The sequence below is a fragment of the Rubrivirga marina genome (assembly GCF_002283365.1).
Lineage (GTDB): Bacteria > Bacteroidota > Rhodothermia > Rhodothermales > Rubricoccaceae > Rubrivirga > Rubrivirga marina.
Genome location: NZ_MQWD01000001.1, coordinates 1,123,386 through 1,143,725 on the forward strand (window position 1 = coordinate 1,123,386; position 20,340 = coordinate 1,143,725).

The following is a 20,340-nucleotide window of genomic DNA, read 5'->3' on the forward strand; positions in this document are numbered from 1 at the left end:
CGGCCCGGCTACTCCGCGAGGTCGCGGGCCGCGGCCTCCGCGATCCGGTCGATGGCGGGCGGGTTGTCGTAGTACCCCGTCCGGACGCGCTCGCGGAGCTCGTGGAGCCGGGCGGCGTCCATCTCGCCGCCCTGTCGGAGGGCGAGGCGGGCGACCTCGATCTCGAGGCTGCCCGCCTCGGGGGCGCCGGCAGCGCGGGCGCGGGCCGCATCGGAGATCTCCAGCCGGTCGCCCTCGCTGGGCGCGGCGCCAGCGGGCGCGGTGTCGGAGCGGGGCCCCTCGGCCGACGCGGCGTCGGATCGGACCGGGCCGACGGCGGCGGCCGCAGCGGCGGGGGAGTCGGAGGCGGGACGGATGGTCATGGCGGAAACGGCAGCGGGGCCTGTAACGGACTCATCGAAGGGGGGCGGGCGACTTTAACCCCGTCCCGAAAAAAAATCAGCGCGGGGCCGTATCGAGGAGGGGGCGCACGGCCGCGGCGGCGTAGCGCCCCTGGGCCGCGGCGACGCGTTCGGTGCTGGCGCGGGCGTCGTCGAGCGTCGCGTGGAGGTCGGCGAGGGCCGTTCGGAGCCGGCGGTCCTGGTCGCGGAAGCGGACGGCGGCGGCGGTCGGCGGGCGCATGCGGGGCGCGGCCGACAGCGCGTCGATGACGCGGGCCCGCTCGGCGAGGGCGTCCGCCGCGGCACCGAGGTCGCCGGCCTCCAGGGCGTACACGACCCGGTCGCCGGCCTCGAGGGCCGCCTCGTGAAGGTCGGGGGTGGCGTCGGTCACGGCTAGAAGTAGAACAGCGACATGAGCGACGACTGCTGGGACTGGGCGACCGTCGAGATCTGCTCGAACTGGGCGAACTGGGCGCGCAGCGACTCCTCGCGGAACGAGAGCCGGGCCTCCCACCGCTCGATCTGGGTGTCGAGCCGCTTGATCCGCGCGTCGGCCGTCTCCTTGCGCTGCTCGATCGTGCCGGACGAGCCGAGGAGCCCGTCGATCCGGCCGGCCAGTCGCGCCACGTAGCCGTCGTCGTCGGTGAACAGGCGGCCGACGGCGTCGGGCGAGGCGGCGATGGCCGCCTCCAGCGCCGCCGTGTCGATGGTGAGCGTCCCGTCACGCTCGGTGGTGATGCCGAGGTCGGCGAGCCCGCGGAACGTGCCGTCGCCGGCCGCGCGGGTGAGGTCCGAGCGGAGGCCGGTGCGGAGGCCGCGGACGGAGGCGTCGCTGGCGAACGTTCCCCGCGTGCCGGCGTCGGCGTCGACTTTCGTCTTCGTGTTGAGGAACGTGGCGAGGCCGTTGTAGGCCTTGACGAACGCTTCGACCTCCTTGCGGATGCCGGCTACGTCGGTCCCGACGTCGAGCGAGACGGCCGCGTCGGTCGGCGCCGTGAGCGTGAGCGTGACCCCGTCGAGCGCGTCGTCGACGGTGTTGCTGTCGCGGTACATCGTGAGGCCGTCGAGCGTGAACGACGCGCTCAGCGCCGAGTCCTCGGCGCCGGTCCCGACGGCGTGGACGGCCCCGCCGCCCGTGCCGGAGGCGGCCGTGGTTCGGTCGACCTCGAGCGCGGCGAGGAGACCGTCAGGGTCGGAAAAGGTGAGGCGGTTGGCGTAGCCGGTGGCGTGGCCGCGCAGCGAGAGCCGCGACGTGCCGGCCGTCTCGTGGACGACGGAGGCGCCGAGGCCGGTCCCCTCGGCGAGGCGGCCGTCGCCCTCGGCCTCCGTCACGGCCGCGTTGACGGCGCTGGCGATCCCGGCCAGGACCTCGTCGTCGGTCGCGTCGGCGGCCACGGCGTAGGCCACCTCGAGGGCGACGGGGTCGCCCTCGGGCTGGGCGACGTGGACGGTGAACGAGGTCGTCGTCCCGCCGAACTGCGTGGCGAGCGCGGTGCCCGCGGCGTCGACCCGCTTCGAGATCCGGGCGTCGGCGCGGGCCAGCTGCGTCACGCGGACGTCGTGCTGGCCGAAGGCCGCGTCGTCGCTGGCGGAGGCCGTGAACCCGGCGCCGGACCCGGGCGTCGCGCGGCGCCCGGCGAACGGGGCCCGGAGCGGGTCGGCGAGCCGGTCGAGCACGGCGTCGAGGGCCGAGGCCTTGCTCGAGAAGTCGCTGAGGACGCCTTTGTAAACCGAGTGCTCGGTCTGCTCGGCCCGCAGCTTCAGCTTCGGCTGCGACTCCACGGCGATCACCTGACTGATGAGCTGCTCGTAGAGCGAGCTCGAGTTGTAGATGGTGGAGAGGTTGGCCATGGAGCGGGATCAGGCGGCTGCGAGGGCCGGGGCGCGCTCGGCGGCGAGCGGGCCGGCCCGCCACGCCTCGCGGAGCCCGCCGAGGAGCTCGGCGACCGTCGTGAAGTCGCCGGCGGTGACGGCGCGGAGGGAGAACTCGTAGAGGCCCTGGAGCTGGGCCGCGATCTCGCCGCCCCGCTCGAGGTCGAGGGCGGCCGTGAGCTCGACGAGGGCGCGGCGCGCGCGCGAGGCGTCGCCGGCGTGCGCGGCGGCCACGCCGATCTCGTAGAGCTTGTCGACGAGGGCGGCAGGCGAGGCGGAGCGCACGGCTTGCTGCTGGTAGAGGCGGACGGCGTGGAGAGCGGGCATGGCAAGCAAAGGGTGTTCCGGGGCGGGCATCGTGCCCGTACCGCTCTGATCGAACGCCGTGGCCGGTCTTAAAGGGGGGCGACGGCGCGGCCGCGGAAAAAGTGTCCGGCCCGCCAGCGCAGCGCGCCGGCGGGCCGGAAAGGGCGGGGCCCGGAGTGGTCGCCAGAACCGGGGGCCCCAGAGGCCCCGCCCTGGCCGCTCTCGGCGGGCCTAGAAGAACGAGAGGACCGACTGGCCGCTCGCGTTCGACTGGGCGAACATGGCCGAGCCCGTCTGCTGGAGGATCTGGAGCTTCACGATCTCCATCTGCTCCTTGGCGAAGTCGGCGTCGGCGATCCGGCTGTTGGCCGCCTCGTAGTTCGTCTTCGAGGTCTCGAGGTTCTGGGCCTTGAAGTCGAGCCGGTTCTGGACGTCGCCGAGGCTGGAGGCCGTCCGGCTGATCGACGAGATGGCCGCGTCGATCGTCGTCAGCGCATCGGCCACGCCCGAGTCTGAGGTGAGGTCGAGCGAGCTGGTGAAGTCGCCCTCCGTGACGGCCTCGGTCTTGGCCGTCAGGTTGAGCGTGAACTTGTCGCCGCTGGTCGCGTTGGTGTCGACCTCGATCGTGACGCCTTCGAAGCCACCCTTGGCCTCGTTGTTGGCATCGGCGATGGAAATGGTCTGCGTCCGGCCGTCCTCGTCTTGGTAGGTCAGGTCCGAGCCGTCGACGGTGAATTCGATGACCTTGTCCTCGGTGCCGGAGTAGGCGCCGCCGAGCGTGAAGCCGCCGGTGGTGATGGCCGTGCCGTCGCCGTCGTCGCTAACCGAAGAGACGGTCGCCACGGCATCCGCAGCGGGGGTGGTGGTGGTAGCGACCGTCCCGATGCCGAGCGACGAGACGCTGGTGCGGCCGATCGTGGTGCTGAAGGTGTCGCCGGACTTGTCGCCCACCTGGAAGGAGAGGTCGGTGCCCGCAGCGTCGTTGGTGAAAAGCTTGGTGCCGTTGAAGTTGGCGCCGCCCAGGATGTCCGAGACCTCGGCGCCGAGCGCCGCGACCTGGCTCTGGATGGCGGCGCGCTCTTCGTCGCCCATCGAGCTGTTGCCGGCCTGGACGGCCTTCTCCTTCATCGTCTGGAGGATATCCATCGTGGACCCGAGCGCACCCTCGGCGACGGTCAGCATCGACTTGGCGTCGCCGATGTTGCCGAGCGCCTGAGCCTGGCCCCGCGTCGTGGCCTGGAGCTTGTTCGAGATCGTGAAGCCGGCCGAGTCGTCGGCGGCCGAGTTGATCCGGCTGCCCGTGGCGAGGCGGAGCTGGCGGGAGCCGATCTCGCTCGTCGTCTTGTTGAGCGAGGACAGCGCGAGCGCCGACTGCGTGTTGGTGTTGATGCGGAAGGACATGGCGTGTACCCGTGGGGCGGTGTGGTGAGGTTCTGGCGAGCCGGGCTGTCCGGCCTCTGGCTCACTCATCGAAGCGCCCGGCGGGCTCTTTACCCTGGAGATCCTCCCCGCCACCGTTTTTCGTCTACCCGTCGCGGTGGGAACGAAACCGTTCCGTCGCGGCGACGCCAGACGCCGATCGGGCGGCCGCGGGCGGAGGGCGGGGCGGCCTGGTGCCGTGCCCGCCCTACCCGCCTCGGGGGCACCCGGCGCCACTCGGGACCGACCGATCGCTCGGGACCGTCCGAGGGCCGTTGCCTCGAGAGCGCCCGGCGCGGCGTCGCTCGACCGGTGGGGCCTGGCCTCCGGAGGACCTCGCCTACTGGAGGTAGTCCAGCAGCGACATCTGGACCGTCGCGGCGGAGGCGCGGAGGGCGGCCTCGAGGCCCGTCTGGCGGCGCTGGAGCTCGCCGAGGACCTCGGTCAGGTCGATCTCCTCAATCGACGCGCGGCGCTCGCCGATCAGGACGTCCTGCGTCTCGACGGCGTCGCGGGCGTGGGCGAGCGTCCGCGAGACGGCCCCGCTCTGGCCGCCGAGGCGGGCGTAGTGGTCGATCCCGGCGTTGGCCCCGTCGAGCGCGGCGGCCAGCGCGTCGGCGTCGCCGGAGCGGATGGCGTCGGCGAGGGCCTGGAGCCGGTCGGTCGCCGGGACGCCGCCAATGTGGAGGGCGTCGGTGGCGTTGAGCGTGACGGTCACGCCCGGGGCCACCTCGCGACGGCGCTGGCCCGAGAAGTCGCCGGGCGCCAGCGTTCCGTCGGCGTGGACGGGAGCGGTGTCGGTCGCGTTGCCGGCAAAAAGGTGCTCGTCGCCGCTCTTGGCGTTGAGCCGGGCGATGACCTCCTCCCGGAGTGACTCGACCTCGTCGGCGAGGCTCTCGGTGTCGAGGACGCCGTTGGCGGCGCGGAGGCCGAGGTCGCGGGCGTCGGCGAAGAGGTCCGAGAGGCCGTCGAGCTCGGCTTGCGTCCGGTCGGTCCAGAGCGTGGCCGCGTCGAGGCTCCGGCCGTACTGCGCGAGCCGGTCCTGGACCCGGCCGAGCGTGCGGGCCTGCGTGAACCCGCCGGGGTCGTCGGACGGCCGCTGGATCCGGTAGCCCGTCGCGAGCTGGCTGTTGAGGACGTCGACGGCCGTGCGGGCGTCGGGGAGTGCCCGCCGGGTCCCCGATTGGGCGACGGCGCGCGTGAGCGCGGTGACGACGGGGCGGGGCATGGCGCGGCGCCGGACGGCGGGGCTAGAGGGCGAGGAGCGTGTCGAACAGGGTCGTGGCCGTCTCGAGCACGCGGGCCGAGGCGGCGTACGACTGCTGGAACTGGATGAGGTTGGCCATCTCCTCGTCGAGCGAGACCGACGAAACGCCCGCGCGGAGGGCCTCGGCGTGGGCCGTGACGGCCGCGCTGGCCGTCGCGCTCGACGCGGCCCGCCGCGCCTCGGTGCCCACGTCGGCCAGGAGCCGCGCGGCGTCCGCCCCGACGGCGTCGCCGAGGCCGGCGAGGAGCGTGGCCACGCTCCCGTCGCCCGGCCCGCCGGTCCCGGCGGCGACGGCCTCGGCCGAGAGACCGGGCGCGAGGGCGAACGTGGCCGCCGTCGTCCCGGTCGGGTCGAAAAAGTCGAGGCCGGACGAGCCGTCGAGGCCGGTCCCGCCCGCGTGTGCGGCGTTGACCTGGGAGACGACGCTTCCCACGAGGGCGTCGAGCCCCGCGCGTGCCGTGGGGAGGGCCATGCCGATGACGTGGAGGCCGGCCCCGAGGGCGCCGTTCTCGATGCCCGGCAGGGGGAGCGGCGCGTCGGACCCCGTGGCCCGGATAGCCGGTGTGGCGACGGCCGGGGGGAGGGCCAGCCGGAGCGGGAGCGCGTCCTCGCCCTGGACGGCCATCATTCCGCCGATCGAGAGCGAGACGGTCCCGTCGGCCTGGGCCTCCACCTTGAACGGAGCGAGGCCGGCGAGCTCGTCGAGCAACTGGTCGCGGCGGTCGAGCGCGTCGAGGTCGTCGGCGCCCTGCGAGCGGGCCGTGCGGATGGCGACGTTGAGGCCGGCGACCTCGGCGAGCAGTCCGTTGGTGCGGTCGATGGAGCCGCGGAGGTCGGCCGCGGCCGAGGCGCCGAAGGCGTCGAGCCGCTCGGCCGCGCCGCGGACGGTCTGAGTAAGGTGGCCGGCGGCGGCCAGGAGCGCGTCGCGCGTGCCGAGGTCGGTGGGCGCGTCGGCGACGTCGGACCAGGCGGCGAAGAAGCCGCCGACGGCGCCGAGGAGCGCGTCGCCGCCGTCGGGCGCCAGCTGGCCCTCGAGCCCGGCGAGGAGGAGCGCGCCCTGCTCGGCGCCGCCCGTCCCCGCGCGGCCCTGGCGGACCGCCGCGTCGAGGACCCCGTTGCGGACCCGTTCGAACCCGCCGATATGGACGCCCGCGCCTGCGCTCGGGAGCCCGCGGATGACGAGGCCGCCCCGCGTGGCGGGCGTGGCCCGGAGCCCGACCGTTCGCCGCGTGTAGCCGGGCGTCTCGACGTTGGCGATGTTCTGGCCGGTCGCGTTCGTCGCGGCCATGCTCGCGAGGAGGCCCTGGCGGGCGGTCGAGAAAAGGCTGTTGAGGCTCATGGCTAGCCGGTCTGGCGGACGCGCCCTGGTCCGGATGCGCCGACGGCGCCCTGGGCGGTGTAGACCTGGGCCGTCGGCGGGGCCGTCAGCTGCTGCCACGCCCCGAGGAGGTCGCGGCCGAGGGCGACCGCGTGGGTCAGCGCGAGCTCGAGGTCGTCGCAGGCGGCGCGGGCCTCGCGGGCGGCGGCCTCGAGGGCGGTCCGCTGCTCGGGCGCCGCGGCGGGCGCGTCGGGCGCGGCCACGCGGCGCTCGCGAGCGCGGCGCCGGCGGTCGAGCTCGGCCACGGCGTCGAGCGTCTCGGCCGAGGCGGCCTCGAACGTCTCGGGCGAGGCGTCGCGGAGGGCGGCGAGCTGGGCGCGGGCGGCGTCGCGGAGGGCGGCGAGCGCCTCGCGCTCGGGAGCGAACACGTCGGTCATGGGGAGTCCTCGAGGGGATCGATGGAAACGGGCGGGTCTTGAGCGGGCGGGTACAATCGGAGCGCCTCGTCCATCGACATCGCCCGTCGCGGGGTGCGCGCCGCGGGGCCGCCCGCCTCAGGCGCGGCGTCGCCGAGGCCGGCGGGGTCAGCCGGGAGCCGCCCGGCCCGGGCCCACTGCGCCATCAGGAGGTCGGCGATCCCGAACGTTCCGGTGTCGACGAGGTGGTCGGTCAGCGTGTCGGTCAGCGTGTCGCGCTGGAGGTCGGCCTGGCCGGTCATCATCCCCTCCTCCTCGCTCTGGAAGAGGTCCTTCGTCATGACCTCGACGAACTGGCGGACGAGGACGGCCTCGAACTGGCGGGCCGCCTCGACGGGGTCGTCGGGCGCGGCGGCCCGGGTGGGGCCGGGGCCGGCGGCGGTCGCGGGGGAGATCGGGGTCATGGGGCGGGGCTAGAGGACGACGAGCTCGCCCTGGAGCGCGCCCGCGCGGTCGATGGCCTGGAACACGGCGATCACGTCGCGGGCCGCCAGTCCGAGCTCGTTGAGCGCCGCCGCCAGCTCGGCGACCGTCGTGTTCGGCTGGAGCACGACCGACCGGGCCGGCGCCTCGTCGATGTCGACGCTGCCGACGGGCACGGCGACCGTCTCGCCGTTGCGCGAGAACGGCCCGGGCTGGGAGATCGCGGGGTCGACGGCCGTCGAGATCGTCAGCGAGCCGTACGTGATCATGACCTCGGCGATGGAGACGGCGCCGCCCGCCACGATCGTCCCGGTCCGCTCGTTGACGACGACGCGCGCGGGCACGTCGACGCCCACGCGGAGCCCTTCGAGCGCGGCCATCAGCCCGGCCGGCCCGCCCGCCTCGGCGGGCACTTCGACCCGGACGAGCCCGGCGTGGACCGTGTTCGCGGCCCCCGGGAACGCCGCGTTGACGGCCTCGGAGATGGCGGCGGCGTTCGTGAAGTCGGGGTCGCGGAGGACGAGGTCGAGCGCGCCCGTCGGGAGCGCCGTCCCCGCCGTCAGGCGGACGATCCCGCCCGACGGCACGCGGCCCGTGTTGGTCGGGCCCGTCCGCGCGGAGGTCCCGGCGGCGTCGGCCAGGAGCGTCCCGGTCAGGACCGGCCCCTGGGCCATCGCGTAGACCTCGCCGCCGCTCAGCATGTCCTGGAGCGGCGTCTGGAGCAGGACGCCGCCCGACAGCGAGCGCGCGTCGCCCAGCGAGGCGACGGTCACGTCGACGGACGAGCCGGGCCCGGCGAACGGGTCGAGCGTGGCCGTGACCATCACGGCCGCCGCGTTGCGCGAGCCGAGGTGCTGGGGGTCGACGGCGATCCCGAACCGCTGGAGCATGTTGGCGATGCTCTGGACGGTGTACGGCGCGCCGGACCGGCCCCGTGCGCGGTCGCCGGTCCGGTCGAGCCCCACGACGATGCCGTAGCCGGTGAGTTGGACGGGCGCGGCGCCGGCCGGGACCACGAGGTCCTTGAGCCGGGCGCTGGCGGTCGTCTGGGCCGGGGCGTCGGCGGCGAGGGCCGCCAGGAGGAGAATGACGAGGAGCGGGCGCATGGCTAGGGGGTGCCGGCGGCGCCGGCGGCGGACGCGCCGAGGACGACGGCGCCCACGATCACGGCGGCCGTGCCGACGAGCGTGAGGAACCGCCCGCGCAGGAACGACGGGCCGCGGCCCTCCTGCTGGTAGGCCACGTCGGCCCCGGCGATCTGGTAGGACAGGACCGTGTTGGCCGTCGTCACGTCGGCCGGGCGGACGAGCCCGCGGACCGTCATGAGGTGGACGTCGCCGTCCACGTTCAGCCGGCGCTCGCCCTCGATGGCCAGGTTGCCGGCCGGGTCGACGTCGACGACGCGGGCCGTGATCGTGCCGGAGAGGAGGTCGCTCTGGACCGTCCGGCTGTCGGCGTCGCGCTGGCCGCCGACGCGGGCGTCGAGGCCGAAGTACCCGCCGAGCGACGACGAGCCGGCCCCCGAGACCGCCGAGGTGGCCTGGGCCGAGCTCTCGGACTGGCGCCGCGCCGACGTCCGCTCGGCGAGGACGACCGTGAGGAGGTCGCCGGCCTGGTAGGCGCGGAGGTCGGAAAAGAGCGAGACGGGCCGCCGTGGGGCGGGCTCGGCCGCCGGCTCGGCGACGGGCTGGGCCCACACCGGGGCGGCGACGAGCAGGAGGAGCAGGACGCGGGTCATGGGTCAGAGGGTGGCGGTCCAGTCGCCCTCGCCGGGCGCGGTGAGCTGGACGCGGTAGGTGGCGCCGGTGGCGGCGCAGACGGCGCGGACGGTCTCGCCGAGGGCCCCGCGCTCGCGGGCCTCGCAGTCGAGCGTGACGGCCACGGCGCCGCGGGCGTAGCGGACGCGGAGGGCGTCGCCGGTCTCGGCCGCGGCCGGGGCCTCGACGAGCCGGCCGGTGAGGACGGTCCCGGCGCGGAGCGACCGGGCGGCCGTCCAGCCCGCACCGAGCGCGTCGGCGGGGAGAACGGCGGACAGGCGGGTGGTCTCGACGCGGTCGAGGCGGACCGCACCGGCGACGGGCTCCCCTCGATCGACGTCGGTGATCAGGACCGGCGCGGTCTCGAACACGGCGACCTCGAGGTAGGCCCAGCCGGCGGGCGCCCAGGTGCCGTCGGGCTCCTGCGCTTCCACTTCGGCCGAGACGCGCCCGCGCGGGGCCGCGTCCCGGAACCGGACGCGGAGCGGGGGCGGCGCGGCCTCGGCCCCGCCGCTGAGGCGGACGACGCGGACCTCGGCGTCGGGCCAGACGTCGGCGACGGCCGCCTCGGCGGCCGCGACCACGTCGGCCTCGGTCGCCGAGGCGGCCGGGGCGGCGAGGAGCGCGAGCAGGAGGCCCAACCGGGTCATCGCTTGACGCCGTTGGCGATCTGGAGCATCTCCTCGCCGGCCTGCACCATCTTCGAGTTCATCTCGTAGGCCCTCTGGGCCGCGATGAGGTCCACCATCTCCTGGACGACGTCGACGTTGGAGCCCTCGAGGAAGCCCTGCTGGATCGTGCCGAGGCCGTCCTCGCCGGGCGGTGCGATGACGGGCGCCCCGCTCCCCTCGGTCTCGGCGAACAGGTTGCCGCCGAGCGCGCGGAGCCCGGCCGGGTTCTGGAACCGCGACAGCTCGACCTGCCCCAGCTCGACCGGCTCGGTCTCGCCGGGCAGCAAGGCGCGGACCGTCCCGTCGGCCTGGACCTGGACCTCGAGCGCGTCGGGCGGGACCTCGATGCCGGGGTCGAGCGCGAACCCGCTCTGGGTCACGAGGAGCCCGTCGGCCGTCAGCGTGAACGCGCCGTCGCGGGTGTAGGAGCGGCTGCCGTCGGGCATCTGGACGGCGAAGAAGCCGTCGCCGTTGATGGCGAGGTCGAGCGCGTTGCCGGTCTCGCTGAGGCCGCCCTGCGTGAACGTCGCGACGGTGGCGACGGCGAGGGCGCCGTGGCCCATCTGGAGCGAGGCCGGCGCGCCGGCCGCCCCGTCCTCGCCGCCCGCCGCGCGGACGCGCTGGTACAGGAGGTCCTGGAAGGCGACCCGGTTCCGCTTGAACCCGGTCGTGTTGGCGTTGGCGAGGTTGTTCGCCGTGTTGTCGACGCTCGTTTGTTGAGCGCTCATGCCGAGGGCGGCGGTGCGGAGGGCGCGGAGCATGGGGCGGGAGGGATGAGGGGAAGGAGGGACGCCAGGGGGATCTGCGTCTCCCTCTGGATCAGAACGTGCCGAGGTCGCGGGTGACGGCGCCGAGCGTCTCGTCGGTGGTGCGGAGCGCCTTCTGCTGGCTCTCGAAGAGCCGGACGTGGTTCATGAGCTCGACCATCTCGCCGACGGCGTCGACGTTGGAGCCCTCGAGAAAGCCCTGACGGACGCGGGCCTCGGCCGGCGCGAGCGCCAGCCCGGTGCCGTCGAACGTGGCCCCGTCGAGGCGGGCTAGCTGACCCGGGTCTTCGACGGCGACCGTCTGGACCCGCCCGGCCAGGACGCCGCCGACGGTGACGTCGCCGGCCGTGTCGACGGCGATCTCGCCGCCGGAGGGCGGGAGCGTCAGCGGCGTCCCGTCGTCGCGGAGGAGGAGGTGGCCCTGCGGCGAGCGGACGGTCCCGTCACCGTCGAGGACGAACGCGCCGGCGCGCGTGAGGCGCGTCCGGCCGTCGGCGTCCTGGATGGCGAAGAAGCCGTCGCCGTCGAGCGCGAGGTCGAGCGCGTTGCCGGTCTGGATGAACTCGCCCGGCGCGAGGTCGGCGACCTGCCCGCCGACGCGGGTGCTTTGCGGCGCGCCCTCGGCGTCGATCCGCTCGCGGAGCGCCGTCGCGAAGGCCTGGTCGCGGCGGTAGCCGACGGTGCCCGCGTTGGCGAGGTTGTTCGCGACGCGGTCCTGGCGCTGGGCCAGCTCGGCCATGGAGGCGGCGGCGTTGCGGAGGCGGAGGAGCATGGGGGCGGGGCGGTTGGCCCAGCGCCTCTGCAAATGCCCCGCCGCGCCCCCGCGGCCCGATTCCGCGCCCCACGGCCACGTCGGCCGCGTCGTCCCTTTCCGGACTGCGGAAAGTCGTTCCGCCATCGCGCCCACGGCGCCGGCCTCAACGAACGACGGCCCGCGCTTTTCCAGCGCGGGCCGTCTCAGGGTGCCCCCAGTAGGATTCGAACCTACGACACGCGGATTAAGAGTCCGCTGCTCTAACCAACTGAGCTATAGGGGCACCCGCAAGGTACAGAGCCCCCCAGCGAGGGCAAGCGGAGGCGTTATGAAACTGCGACCCCGCCCGCCTCGGCACCCGCGCGGAGCCACCGAGGCGGGAGCGGTGGGTTAGAACGAGACCGGGAAGGCCACGTCGACGTCGATCTCGTCGCTCGTCGCCGTCGAACTCGTCTTCGGGCCCTCGTCGAAGTGGTAGAGGAGCACGTTCATCGTGCCCGTGCCTGACGCGCCGGCGGCCGTCGTGACCTGGAACGTGAGGCCGACGGCGTAGTCGCCGCCGTTCTCGTCCTCCGACGTGTAGTCGCTCTCGGAGTCCGTGACAGTCACGGTCCCGAGCGAGGCCGGGGAGAGGGCGTAGCGGAATAGGTGCTCCTCCGACTCCTCCTCGATCTCCTCGGTGATGTCATCGTCGTTGAACGTGTCCCGCAGCTGGATCGACCCGTTGTACGTGGTGCCGGGTTCGAGGGCCAGCGCCGTAGGCGTGAACGTCGGGTTCGTGCCGTCCGCGTCGAAGTTGGCCTGGATCGTGACCGGCGAGGCCGTGCTCGACGTGGGCGTGAGCGAGAGCGTGACCTGCGTAATGAGCTCCTCCTCGCCGGCGTTGCCGTCCGGCGCACCGGAGTCGCAGGCGGTGAGGGAGAGGGCGCCCAGGAGGGCGAGCGCGCCGAGGGCGCGCGTCGTGTTGTGCGTAACCATGGGAGTGGGGGGAGGGAGTGGACGTCGCCCCCGAGAGGCCAACCGGCCCGCTCGGCCGGCGACAGGGAACGGCCGGGACGGTCCCGGCCGAGTCGGTCGCCTAGCCGAGCGGGACCGCCACGCGGAGCGTGACGTTGCGGCCGGGCTCGTCGACGAAGTAGCGGAAGCGCCCGAGGGCGTCGCGGTACCGGACGTCGAACAGGTTCTGGACGCCGAGCTGGACCCGGAACGGGGCTCCGACCCAGTCGACGGTCCCGCCGAGGCGGAGCCCGACGAGCGTGTAGCCGGGCGGGTACGGCGCGGCGAGGTAGGCCCCGGGCTGGACCCGGTCCTGCCGCGTCACGTGCTGGACGTCGGCCTCGGCGAAGAGGCCGTCGAGGCCGAGCGCGCGGCCCGGCTCGACGCGGACGTGTCCGCCGAAGCGGTCCGACGGGACGCCGTAGAGCGGGCCGCCGAGGTCGAGGTTGTCGGCCCGGAGGACCGACGCCCGCGCGCCGAGGTCGAGCCAGTCGAGCGGGCGGATCTCGACCTGCGCGTCGACGCCCGCCAGCCGGGCGTCGGTGTGCGTGTAGGCGTAGGTCGGGAAGGTGCCCCGGATCGTGACCGTCGGGTCCGGCTGCTCGAGCGCGTAGACGTAGTCGAACACGTGGTTGACGTAGCCCGCGACCTCGGCGCTCACGTGCTCGCTCTCGTGGCGGAGCGTGGCGTTGACGTCGAGGCTCCGCTCGACGCCGAGGTCCGGGTCGCCGATCTCGAACTGGGCCGTCCCGTGGTGGACGCCGAACGAGTACAGCTCGCTCACGTTCGGCGGGCGCCACGCGCTGCCCACGTTGCCGGCGATGCTCCAGTGCTCGCCTAGCGAGTACAGGCCGCCGAGGACGGCCGCGCCGCCGACGAACGTCCGGCGGACGTCGGCGAACCCGCGCGTCTCGACGTCGCGCGGGAAGGCCCGCTGCGTCCGCGCGTCGAGGCGGAGGCCGGCGTCGAGCGTCAGCCGGCCCGTCGCCGCGAACGAGCCGTGGGCGAAGAGGCCGCCGTCGTACGCCCGGAAGTTGGGGACGAGGAAGCCCGTCTCGCCGTTCTCGTTGAGCTGCGTCCGCGCCTGGAGTCCGACCGTGAGCCGCGCCCGGTCCGAGACGTTCGGCTCGACCTTGAGATCGACCGATTGCGTGAGGAGCGAGAGGTCGAACGAGGGCGCCTCGCCCGGCGTCTCCTCGAACCGCCCGTGCGCGTCGAACTCCTGGCGGCGGTTGTTCTGGACCGCGTACTGCGCGTCGACGTGGTGCCCGTCGCCGAACGTCGTGTGGGCGTGGAGGCTCGCCACGTCGTGCGTGACGGCCTGCTTCGGGGCCTCGATCTCGTACGAGAACTGGTAGTCCCACGCCGGGTCCGGCCCGCCGCGGGCGATGATCTCTTCGAGGTTGCGGAGGTTGCCGAAGTGGGAGCCCTTGTAGATCCCGAGCTCGGTGGTGTACCGGCGGAGGTGGCCGTCGACCTCGAGCGGGCCGCGGCGGTAGCCGAGCGTGAGGTGCCCCGCGGCCTCGGCGAACGCCGAGTTGCGGATGACGACGTCGGGCGTCCGGGCGTCGCCGGCGCGGCGGACCGAGCCCTGGAGCCGCCACGCGAACCCGGGCAGCGCCTCGGAGGCGCCCTCGACGACCGCCGAGCCGGCGCCCTGGCCGCTGTTCGAGAACGCCTGCAGCGAGAGGTCGCCCCCGACGCCCGGCTCGAACACGAGGTCCGGGTCGTCGATCCGGACGACGCCGCCGATGGCGCCGGCCCCGTACTCGACGCCGGCCGCGCCCTTGACCACCTCGATCCGCCCGGCCGCGAACGGGTCGATCTCGGGCGCGTGCTCGCCGCCCCACTGCTGGCCCTCTTGGCGGACCCCGTTCTCGAGGATCAGCACGCGGTCGGAGTGGAGCCCGCGGACGACGGGCTTCTGGATCGTCGGGCCGGTCGAGAGCGACGTGACGCCGTTGAGCCGGGCGAGCGTCTCGCCGAGCGAGGCGCCGCGGAGCTCCTCGAGGTCCTCGGCGTCGAGCACGTCGACGGCGCGCGTGTCGCGCCCGAGGCGCTCTTGCGCCTCGTCGGCGGTGACCTCGACCTCGTCGAGCACGTCCTCCGCCGGCGCGAGGCGGACGTCGAGCGGCACCGTCCGCGGCACCCCGATCACGTCACGGAACGGCTCGTAGCCGACGAAGCTCACGACGACGGTCGCGGTGTCGGAGGGGAGGTCGGGAATCGAAAAGCGGCCGTCGGCGTCGGTGGCCGCCGCGCGGTCCAGCGTGGGCAGGCGGACGGCGGCGCCGGGGAGCGGGTCGCCGGTGGCCGCGTCGGTCACGCGGCCGGAGAGGGATTGGGCGGAGACCGCGCCGCCCAGGAGGGCCAGCGCGACCGCCAGGAGAAAGCGGGGGGAGGTCATCGGTGCTGTCGCAGGACCGCGGACGCGCGGTCAGAGCCAGAGCCGGCGCACGCGCGCCGGACGAACCGCTGCCCCGGGGGCAGCGCTAGGCGACAGCGGGGGGGCCTCGGGCCGGGGCGACCGCCCGGCGGAAATCGACGTAGGCCTCGACCGCGGCCTGTTGGCGGTCGGGGTCGGCGACGGAATCGGCGGGGTCGACGACGTCGTCGAGCATGGCGAAGCTCAGGCCGGAGCAGACTGCGCAGTCGATGGCGTGGACGTCGCCGCCGGTGCACGGCGTCGAGGCGTGGTCGGCCCCGTCGTCGTGGTGGTCCGCCTCGTGCGACTGTTGGGCCTCCGCCCACTCGACCGCGTGCGCCGCCCGGTGGACGGACGACGCGCCGAGCCCCGCGAGGAGCACGGCGAGCAGGAGCAGGGCGGGGGCGCGACGCATCGGGGGGCTAACGTACGAACACGTCGAGCGGTGCCCGCCTCGGCGACCTCACGGAGACTCCGAGGAGAGAGGCGCCGAGGCGGGCGGGGTCAGCGCGCGACCGTGAGCGGGAGCGCCGCGAACGTCTCCGTCGTCGACACACGGACGATGTAGACGCCCGCGGGGAGGCCCTCGACTGGGACCGGCACCGTCTGCCGACCTGCTGCCCGCGCGCTCGCCAGCTGCCGGACGACGCGGCCGAGCAGGTCGACGATGGAGACCTCGACCGCCCCGGTCTGCGCCACGTCGAACGACACGGCCACGCCGGTGGCAGCCGGGTTCGGAGTCAGCGCGAGCCCGAGCGCCGCGCCCGGCCCGTTCTCCGTCGCCACGTTGTCGACGGCGTCCACGTCGATGGCCTCGCTGAACTCGCTCGTGTTGCCGTTGGCGTCGGTGGCCGTGGCCGTCACGTAGAGGCCGGGGTCGACCGGCTCCGCTAGCTCGATGGAGAACGGGGCGTCGCCGTCGGGGCCCGTCGTCACCTCGGCCGCCCCCAGGAACGCCTCGCCTTCACCGTAGCCGGTCGGGTCGACCGCGCCGTTGGCGAACAGCTCGACCCGGTACGTCCCGTTCGGTCGCGACGAGAGCGTCCCCGTGATCGTCGTCGTCGTCGTGTTGGAGTAGGTCGTGGCCGCGTCGAGGACGGGGAAGTTCTGTCGGTCGTTCGGGCCGCTGTCGCCGTCGCCGGGGTCGTTGGGCGTCCGCCCGTCGGGTTTGATCTCGATCCCGAGGGAGCCGTTCTCGAAGATGGCGTTGCCGAGGATCCGGTTGCGGACGCTCGACGCCTCCTCGATCTGGACGCCGTTGTCGCCGCTGTAGGCGATCACGTTGCCCTCGCCCGGCTCGGTCCCGCCCACGACCGAGTCGGCCGCGCCGAACTGGAGCTCGACCCCGTCGTCGCCGTTGCCGAGAGGGCTCTCGCCGTCGACTGCGACGCCGATGTAGTTGCCCTGGATGACGTTCCGGAGCGCCACGTCGTCTTGGCCGAGCTCGTTGTACCCGTCCACGTCGACGCCGTCCGTCGTGTTGCCCGAGATGAGGTTGCGGGCGGAGGGCGAGGCCCCGCCGATCACGTTGTCCGATGAGGCCACGTCGAACCCGTCGTCGCCGTTCGGCATGGCCATCGTGCCCGTCACGTCGGTCCCGACGAAGTTGCACTCGAACGTGTTGCCCCCCGCGCCCTCGACGTCGAACCCGTCGCTGGAGAACCGGTGGATGACGAGCCCGCGGACGGTCGCGCCGCCGCCGCGTTCGATCTGGATGCCCTCGATGTCGCTGCCCGCCTGCTGCCCATCGAGGACGATCTGGAGCGTGGCCGGCCACGTCTCGCAGTCGGCCCCCTGCTGCGTGAGCCCGTCGATCACGACGGGCTCGAGGACCGACGGCAGTTGCGAGAGCGGCCGGATCGTGTGCGGGCCGCCGCCTGGGATGTCGAACGCGATGACGTCCTGGCCGTCGCCGTTGGGCGCGTTGTTGGCGTCGACGATGGCCGCGCGGAGGGAGCCCGGTCCGGCGTCAGCGACGGTCGTGACCGTGAACGTGGTCTGGGCCGCGACGGCCGGGGCGAGGAGGGCGAGGAGAAGCAAGGGGCGCATGAGCGGAGGGGAAGGGAGTCCCACACAGAAGCGGAATCCCCGACCGGACCGGCTCACCTCTCCGCCTCAGTCTCCCCACGGAGTCCTCGAGGTGGGCGGGGTCAGGAGGCGCCGTTCCCGTCGCTCGTCGCGATCTGGAAGCCAATGGGGCGGCTGCCGCGCGGGTCCTCCTGCTTGAGCTGCTTCCGCATCCGCTCGTACTCCTTCTCGACCTCCGGCGTCACGCTCGGCCGCGTGTCCTCGAGCGCCCGCTCGAAGTCGCTAGAGGTGACGGTCTCGGTGTCGAGGTCGGCGCGGAGCGCCAGCAGGCCGGCCTTCCGGACGAGGTTCTCGAGGTCGGCCCCGGAGAACCGCTCGGTCCGCTCGGCGAGAGAATCGAGGTCGACGTCGTCGGCGAGCGGCATGGCGCCGGTCTGGATCTCGAGGATCCGGCGGCGGCCCTCCTGGTCGGGCACCGGCACGTACACGATCTCGTCGAACCGGCCCGGGCGGAGGAGCGCCGGGTCGAGGAGCGTCGGCCGGTTCGTCGCGCCGACGACCACGACGCCCTGGAGCTCTTCGAGCCCGTCCATCTCCGCGAGCAGCGTGTTGACCACGCGCTCGGTCACGTTCGAGTCGCCGAACGAGCCGCCGCGGGCCGGCGCCAGCGCGTCGATCTCGTCGATGAAGATGACCGTCGGCGAGACCTGGCGGGCGCGCTTGAAAAGCTTCGACACCTGCTTCTCGCTTTCGCCGACCCACTTGCTCAGCAGGTCGCTCGACTTCGTCGCGATAAAGTTGGCCTCGGCCTCGCGGGCGACGGCCTTCGCGAGGAGCGTCTTCCCGTTGCCGGGAGGCCCAAAGAGGAGGAAGCCACGGGCCTGGCGGATGCCGAGCCGGCGGAACGCGTCGGGGTGCTTGAGCGGGAGCTCGATACCTTCCTGGAGCTGCTGCTTCGTCTCCTCCAGCCCGCCGATGTCGTTCCAGCCGACGTTCGGGACCTGGATCTGGATCTCGCGGAGCGCGCTCGGCTGGACCCGCTTGATGGCGTCCCCGAAGTCGTCGTCCGTTACGACGAGCTCGTCGAGGACCTCGGCCGGGATCTCGTCCAGGTCGAGGTCGAGCCCGGGGAGGACGCGCCGGAGCGCAGAGATGGCGGCCTCACGCGCCAGCGCGCCGAGGTCGGCCCCGACGAACCCGTAGGTCGTCCGCGCGAGCGTCTCGAGGTCGACGCCCTCGGCGAGCGGCATCCCTCGGGTGTGGATGTTGAGGATCTCCCGGCGGCCCTGCGTGTCCGGCACGCCGATCACGATCTCGCGGTCGAACCGGCCCGGCCGGCGGAGCGCCTCGTCGATGGCGTCCGGCCGGTTCGTCGCGCCGATCACGACGACGTTGCCGCGGGCCTCCAGCCCGTCGAGGAGCGTCAGGAGCTGGGCGACGACGCGGCGCTCGGCCTCGCCGGTCTCGTCGCGCGCCGGCGCGATCGAGTCGATCTCGTCGATGAAGATGATGGCCGGCGCCTGCGCTTCGGCCTCCTCGAACACCTCGCGGAGGCGGCCCTCGCTCTCGCCGTAGTACCGGCCCATGATCTCGGGCCCGTTGATGACCGAGAAGTGGGCGTTCGTCTCGTTGGCGACGGCGCGCGCCAGCAGCGTCTTGCCGGTCCCGGGCGGTCCGTAGAGGAGCACGCCCTTCGGCGGGTCGATGCCGAGGCGGGCGAACAGCTCGGGGTGCTTGAGCGGGAGCTCGATCATCTCGCGGACCTGGTCGACCGTGTCGCCGAGGCCGCCGATGTCGTCGTAGGTGATGCCGATGGGCGGCTCGCCGTCGCTGGGCTCCTGGTACTCCGGGAGGAGCTCGATCTCGGTCTGCTCCGTGACCTGGACGATCCCGCGCGGGCTCGTGCTCGTCACGATGAGGCGGATCTCCTGGAGCCCGAACGCCCGCTGCTGGCCGAACAGGCGCTGCGCGACCTCGGGCGGGAGGCCGGGGATCCCGTCCTGCGGGCCGGGCTGGCTGCGGTAGACGCTCGTCGAGACCGTGTCGCCGGTCACGAGCGGGCGGCCGAGGAGCGTCCGGAGGAGCGCCTGGCCGCGGCCCTGGAGGCGGACGCCCGGCTGGGCCGGCGCCAGCGTCACCCTCGCCGCCGGCTGGACGCGCGCGACGGCGACCTCGACGTGGTCGCCCATCGACACGCCGGCGTTGGCGCGGACGAGGCCGTCGAGGCGGATGATCCCGAGCCCGGCGTCGGCGGGGTAGGGCGGGAAGGCGATGGCGGCCGTCGTATTTTTCGGCCCACGGAGCTCGACGATGGCGCCGGGCGAGACGCCGAGCTCGGTCAGCGCCTCCTGGCTCAGCCGAGCGATGCTCTTGCCGAAGTCGGGGTTTTGGGCGCCGGCCACCTGGAGCCGGACGGTGTCGGTCTGAGTCGGGACTTCGGCCATGTCGATGCGGGATCGGGGCCGGTTCCACGAGGAGCCGCGCGCGATGTTCGGCCCCTCACGGACGCTTCAGGGAGCGAGCCCGTCGCCGCTCCGGCTCCCTCGGCCTCGGCGCCGAGGTGGGGCGACCGGAGTGCTAAAACGTGAACGTCACGCCGAGGTGCGGGGCCAGGAAGTCCGTCCGCGACCGGCGCGGGTACACGCGGATCGTCCCGTCGCGGAACCGGTCGATGTCGCCGCGTCCGAGGAACGTCGCTTCCGTGCCCGAGAGGTAGCGGACGCGGGCGTCGAGCGAGACCGACCCGGGGCGCCCCTCATCGGTGTCGAACGACCCGAGGCGGACCTGCACACCGAGGCCGGCGCCGGTCGTGAACGCGAGGTCGTCGTAGTTGACCGACGAGAGCGGCTCGCCGTACCCGCTGCCGTAGTGGTCGTCGTCGCCGACGCTCGTCTCGGTGAACAGGTACGTCAGCCCGGCCACGCCGTCGACGTACGGTCGGACGGCGCCGCCGGGGACCTGGAGCCGGAGGACCGCCAATCCCTGGGCGAGGTTGTTCGACGTCGTCACGCCGACGCGGACGTCGGGGATCGTGAGGGAGAGCGGGACTTCGCGGCGCTCGTAGCCGTAGAGCGCGACGGTCCCTTCGAGTCCGACGGCGACCGGCGAGCGTGGGACGTTGTAGAAGGCGCCGACCGCGAGCCCGCCGCCGGCCGTTCCGAGCGCGTCGGCGAACGAGCCCTGGGGGACGGCCGCGAAGCCGGAGACGGTGACCGACGGCTGGGCCGAGACGGCGACCGAGGCGAGCAAGGGCACGAGGAGGAGCAGGGTGCGCATGGCCAGGGGGAGAGGAGGTGTGAGCACGTTCTCTGCCGCCGCGCGCTCGCCTCAGGTCACACGGGCAAGCCCCGTTTCTGAAGGGGTTGGCGACGGGTCCGATACAGATCTCTCGCTGTCGGGCCGAGGCCCTGGGTCGAGGTCAGGTCGACCCCGACGGGCGCGCCCCGGCGAACGGAGGGCGACGGCGCGGGTTGACGTCCTC

20 protein-coding genes and 1 tRNA gene are annotated in these 20,340 nt (G+C 73.9%); all 21 read right to left on the reverse strand.

Translation table 11 applies throughout. The annotated features are described in order from the left end of the window. Window positions 1–8: 8 nt before the first annotated feature. Complete coding sequence (locus BSZ37_RS04625) at window positions 9–362, reverse strand: flagellar biosynthesis anti-sigma factor FlgM (protein ID WP_095509420.1); 354 nt, start codon at window positions 360–362, stop codon at window positions 9–11. A 76-nt stretch (window positions 363–438) separates the two neighbouring features. Beyond that, window positions 439–771 carry a hypothetical protein gene (locus tag BSZ37_RS04630; RefSeq protein ID WP_095509421.1) on the reverse strand — a complete coding sequence of 111 codons (333 nt, stop codon included), beginning with the start codon at window positions 769–771 and terminating at the stop codon, window positions 439–441. A 2-nt stretch (window positions 772–773) separates the two neighbouring features. Next, window positions 774–2,231, reverse strand: coding sequence for a flagellar filament capping protein FliD (gene fliD / locus BSZ37_RS04635; RefSeq protein WP_095509422.1), 1,458 nt, complete (start codon window positions 2,229–2,231; stop codon window positions 774–776). A gap of 9 nt (window positions 2,232–2,240) precedes the next feature. Beyond that, window positions 2,241–2,579 (reverse strand): flagellar export chaperone FliS, encoded by a 339-nt coding sequence (locus BSZ37_RS04640; protein WP_095509423.1) that lies wholly within the window; start codon window positions 2,577–2,579, stop codon window positions 2,241–2,243. A gap of 210 nt (window positions 2,580–2,789) precedes the next feature. Next, on the reverse strand, window positions 2,790–3,959 hold the full coding sequence (locus BSZ37_RS04645) for a flagellin N-terminal helical domain-containing protein (RefSeq protein WP_179299474.1): 1,170 nt from the start codon (window positions 3,957–3,959) through the stop codon (window positions 2,790–2,792). A gap of 358 nt (window positions 3,960–4,317) precedes the next feature. Further along, window positions 4,318–5,205 (reverse strand): flagellin N-terminal helical domain-containing protein, encoded by an 888-nt coding sequence (locus tag BSZ37_RS04650; protein ID WP_095509425.1) that lies wholly within the window; start codon window positions 5,203–5,205, stop codon window positions 4,318–4,320. A gap of 22 nt (window positions 5,206–5,227) precedes the next feature. Further along, window positions 5,228–6,583, reverse strand: coding sequence for a flagellar hook-associated protein FlgK (gene flgK / locus BSZ37_RS04655; protein WP_095509426.1), 1,356 nt, complete (start codon window positions 6,581–6,583; stop codon window positions 5,228–5,230). Between the two features lie 2 nt (window positions 6,584–6,585). Further along, window positions 6,586–6,999 (reverse strand): hypothetical protein, encoded by a 414-nt coding sequence (locus BSZ37_RS04660; protein WP_095509427.1) that lies wholly within the window; start codon window positions 6,997–6,999, stop codon window positions 6,586–6,588. Then, the gene (locus BSZ37_RS04665) at window positions 6,996–7,442 is read right to left on the reverse strand and encodes a hypothetical protein (RefSeq protein ID WP_095509428.1); all 447 of its coding nucleotides are present in this window, start codon (window positions 7,440–7,442) and stop codon (window positions 6,996–6,998) included. The genes BSZ37_RS04660 and BSZ37_RS04665 overlap by 4 nt, the downstream gene beginning before the upstream one ends. 9 nt (window positions 7,443–7,451) lie before the next feature. Next, window positions 7,452–8,567 carry a flagellar basal body P-ring protein FlgI gene (flgI, locus tag BSZ37_RS04670; RefSeq protein ID WP_095509429.1) on the reverse strand — a complete coding sequence of 372 codons (1,116 nt, stop codon included), beginning with the start codon at window positions 8,565–8,567 and terminating at the stop codon, window positions 7,452–7,454. A 2-nt stretch (window positions 8,568–8,569) separates the two neighbouring features. Further along, window positions 8,570–9,199, reverse strand: a complete 630-nt coding sequence (locus BSZ37_RS04675; protein WP_095509430.1) for a flagellar basal body L-ring protein FlgH — start codon at window positions 9,197–9,199, stop codon at window positions 8,570–8,572. Window positions 9,200–9,202: 3 nt separating this feature from the next. Further along, complete coding sequence (locus BSZ37_RS04680) at window positions 9,203–9,868, reverse strand: flagella basal body P-ring formation protein FlgA (RefSeq protein ID WP_095509431.1); 666 nt, start codon at window positions 9,866–9,868, stop codon at window positions 9,203–9,205. After that, the gene (gene flgG, locus BSZ37_RS04685) at window positions 9,865–10,650 is read right to left on the reverse strand and encodes a flagellar basal-body rod protein FlgG (RefSeq protein ID WP_095509432.1); all 786 of its coding nucleotides are present in this window, start codon (window positions 10,648–10,650) and stop codon (window positions 9,865–9,867) included. Before flgG ends, BSZ37_RS04680 begins: the two co-directional genes overlap by 4 nt. 58 nt (window positions 10,651–10,708) lie before the next feature. Continuing rightward, complete coding sequence (locus BSZ37_RS04690) at window positions 10,709–11,428, reverse strand: flagellar hook-basal body protein (protein WP_179299475.1); 720 nt, start codon at window positions 11,426–11,428, stop codon at window positions 10,709–10,711. Between the two features lie 191 nt (window positions 11,429–11,619). Next, a tRNA-Lys gene (locus BSZ37_RS04695) sits at window positions 11,620–11,693 on the reverse strand. Window positions 11,694–11,800: 107 nt separating this feature from the next. Further along, a complete protein-coding gene (locus BSZ37_RS04700; RefSeq protein ID WP_095509434.1) occupies window positions 11,801–12,388 on the reverse strand; it encodes a hypothetical protein in 588 nt (195 codons plus the stop codon). Between the two features lie 100 nt (window positions 12,389–12,488). Beyond that, window positions 12,489–14,813 (reverse strand): TonB-dependent receptor, encoded by a 2,325-nt coding sequence (locus BSZ37_RS04705; protein ID WP_095509435.1) that lies wholly within the window; start codon window positions 14,811–14,813, stop codon window positions 12,489–12,491. An 85-nt stretch (window positions 14,814–14,898) separates the two neighbouring features. Next, entirely contained in the window at window positions 14,899–15,246 is a 348-nt protein-coding gene (locus BSZ37_RS04710; protein WP_095509436.1) for a hypothetical protein, read from the reverse strand. 89 nt (window positions 15,247–15,335) lie between these two features. Next, entirely contained in the window at window positions 15,336–16,880 is a 1,545-nt protein-coding gene (locus tag BSZ37_RS04715; RefSeq protein ID WP_095509437.1) for a T9SS type A sorting domain-containing protein, read from the reverse strand. 101 nt (window positions 16,881–16,981) lie between these two features. Continuing rightward, entirely contained in the window at window positions 16,982–19,303 is a 2,322-nt protein-coding gene (locus BSZ37_RS04720; protein ID WP_095509438.1) for a CDC48 family AAA ATPase, read from the reverse strand. A gap of 133 nt (window positions 19,304–19,436) precedes the next feature. Then, the gene (locus BSZ37_RS04725; protein WP_095509439.1) at window positions 19,437–20,135 is read right to left on the reverse strand and encodes a hypothetical protein; all 699 of its coding nucleotides are present in this window, start codon (window positions 20,133–20,135) and stop codon (window positions 19,437–19,439) included. Window positions 20,136–20,340 lie beyond the last annotated feature (205 nt).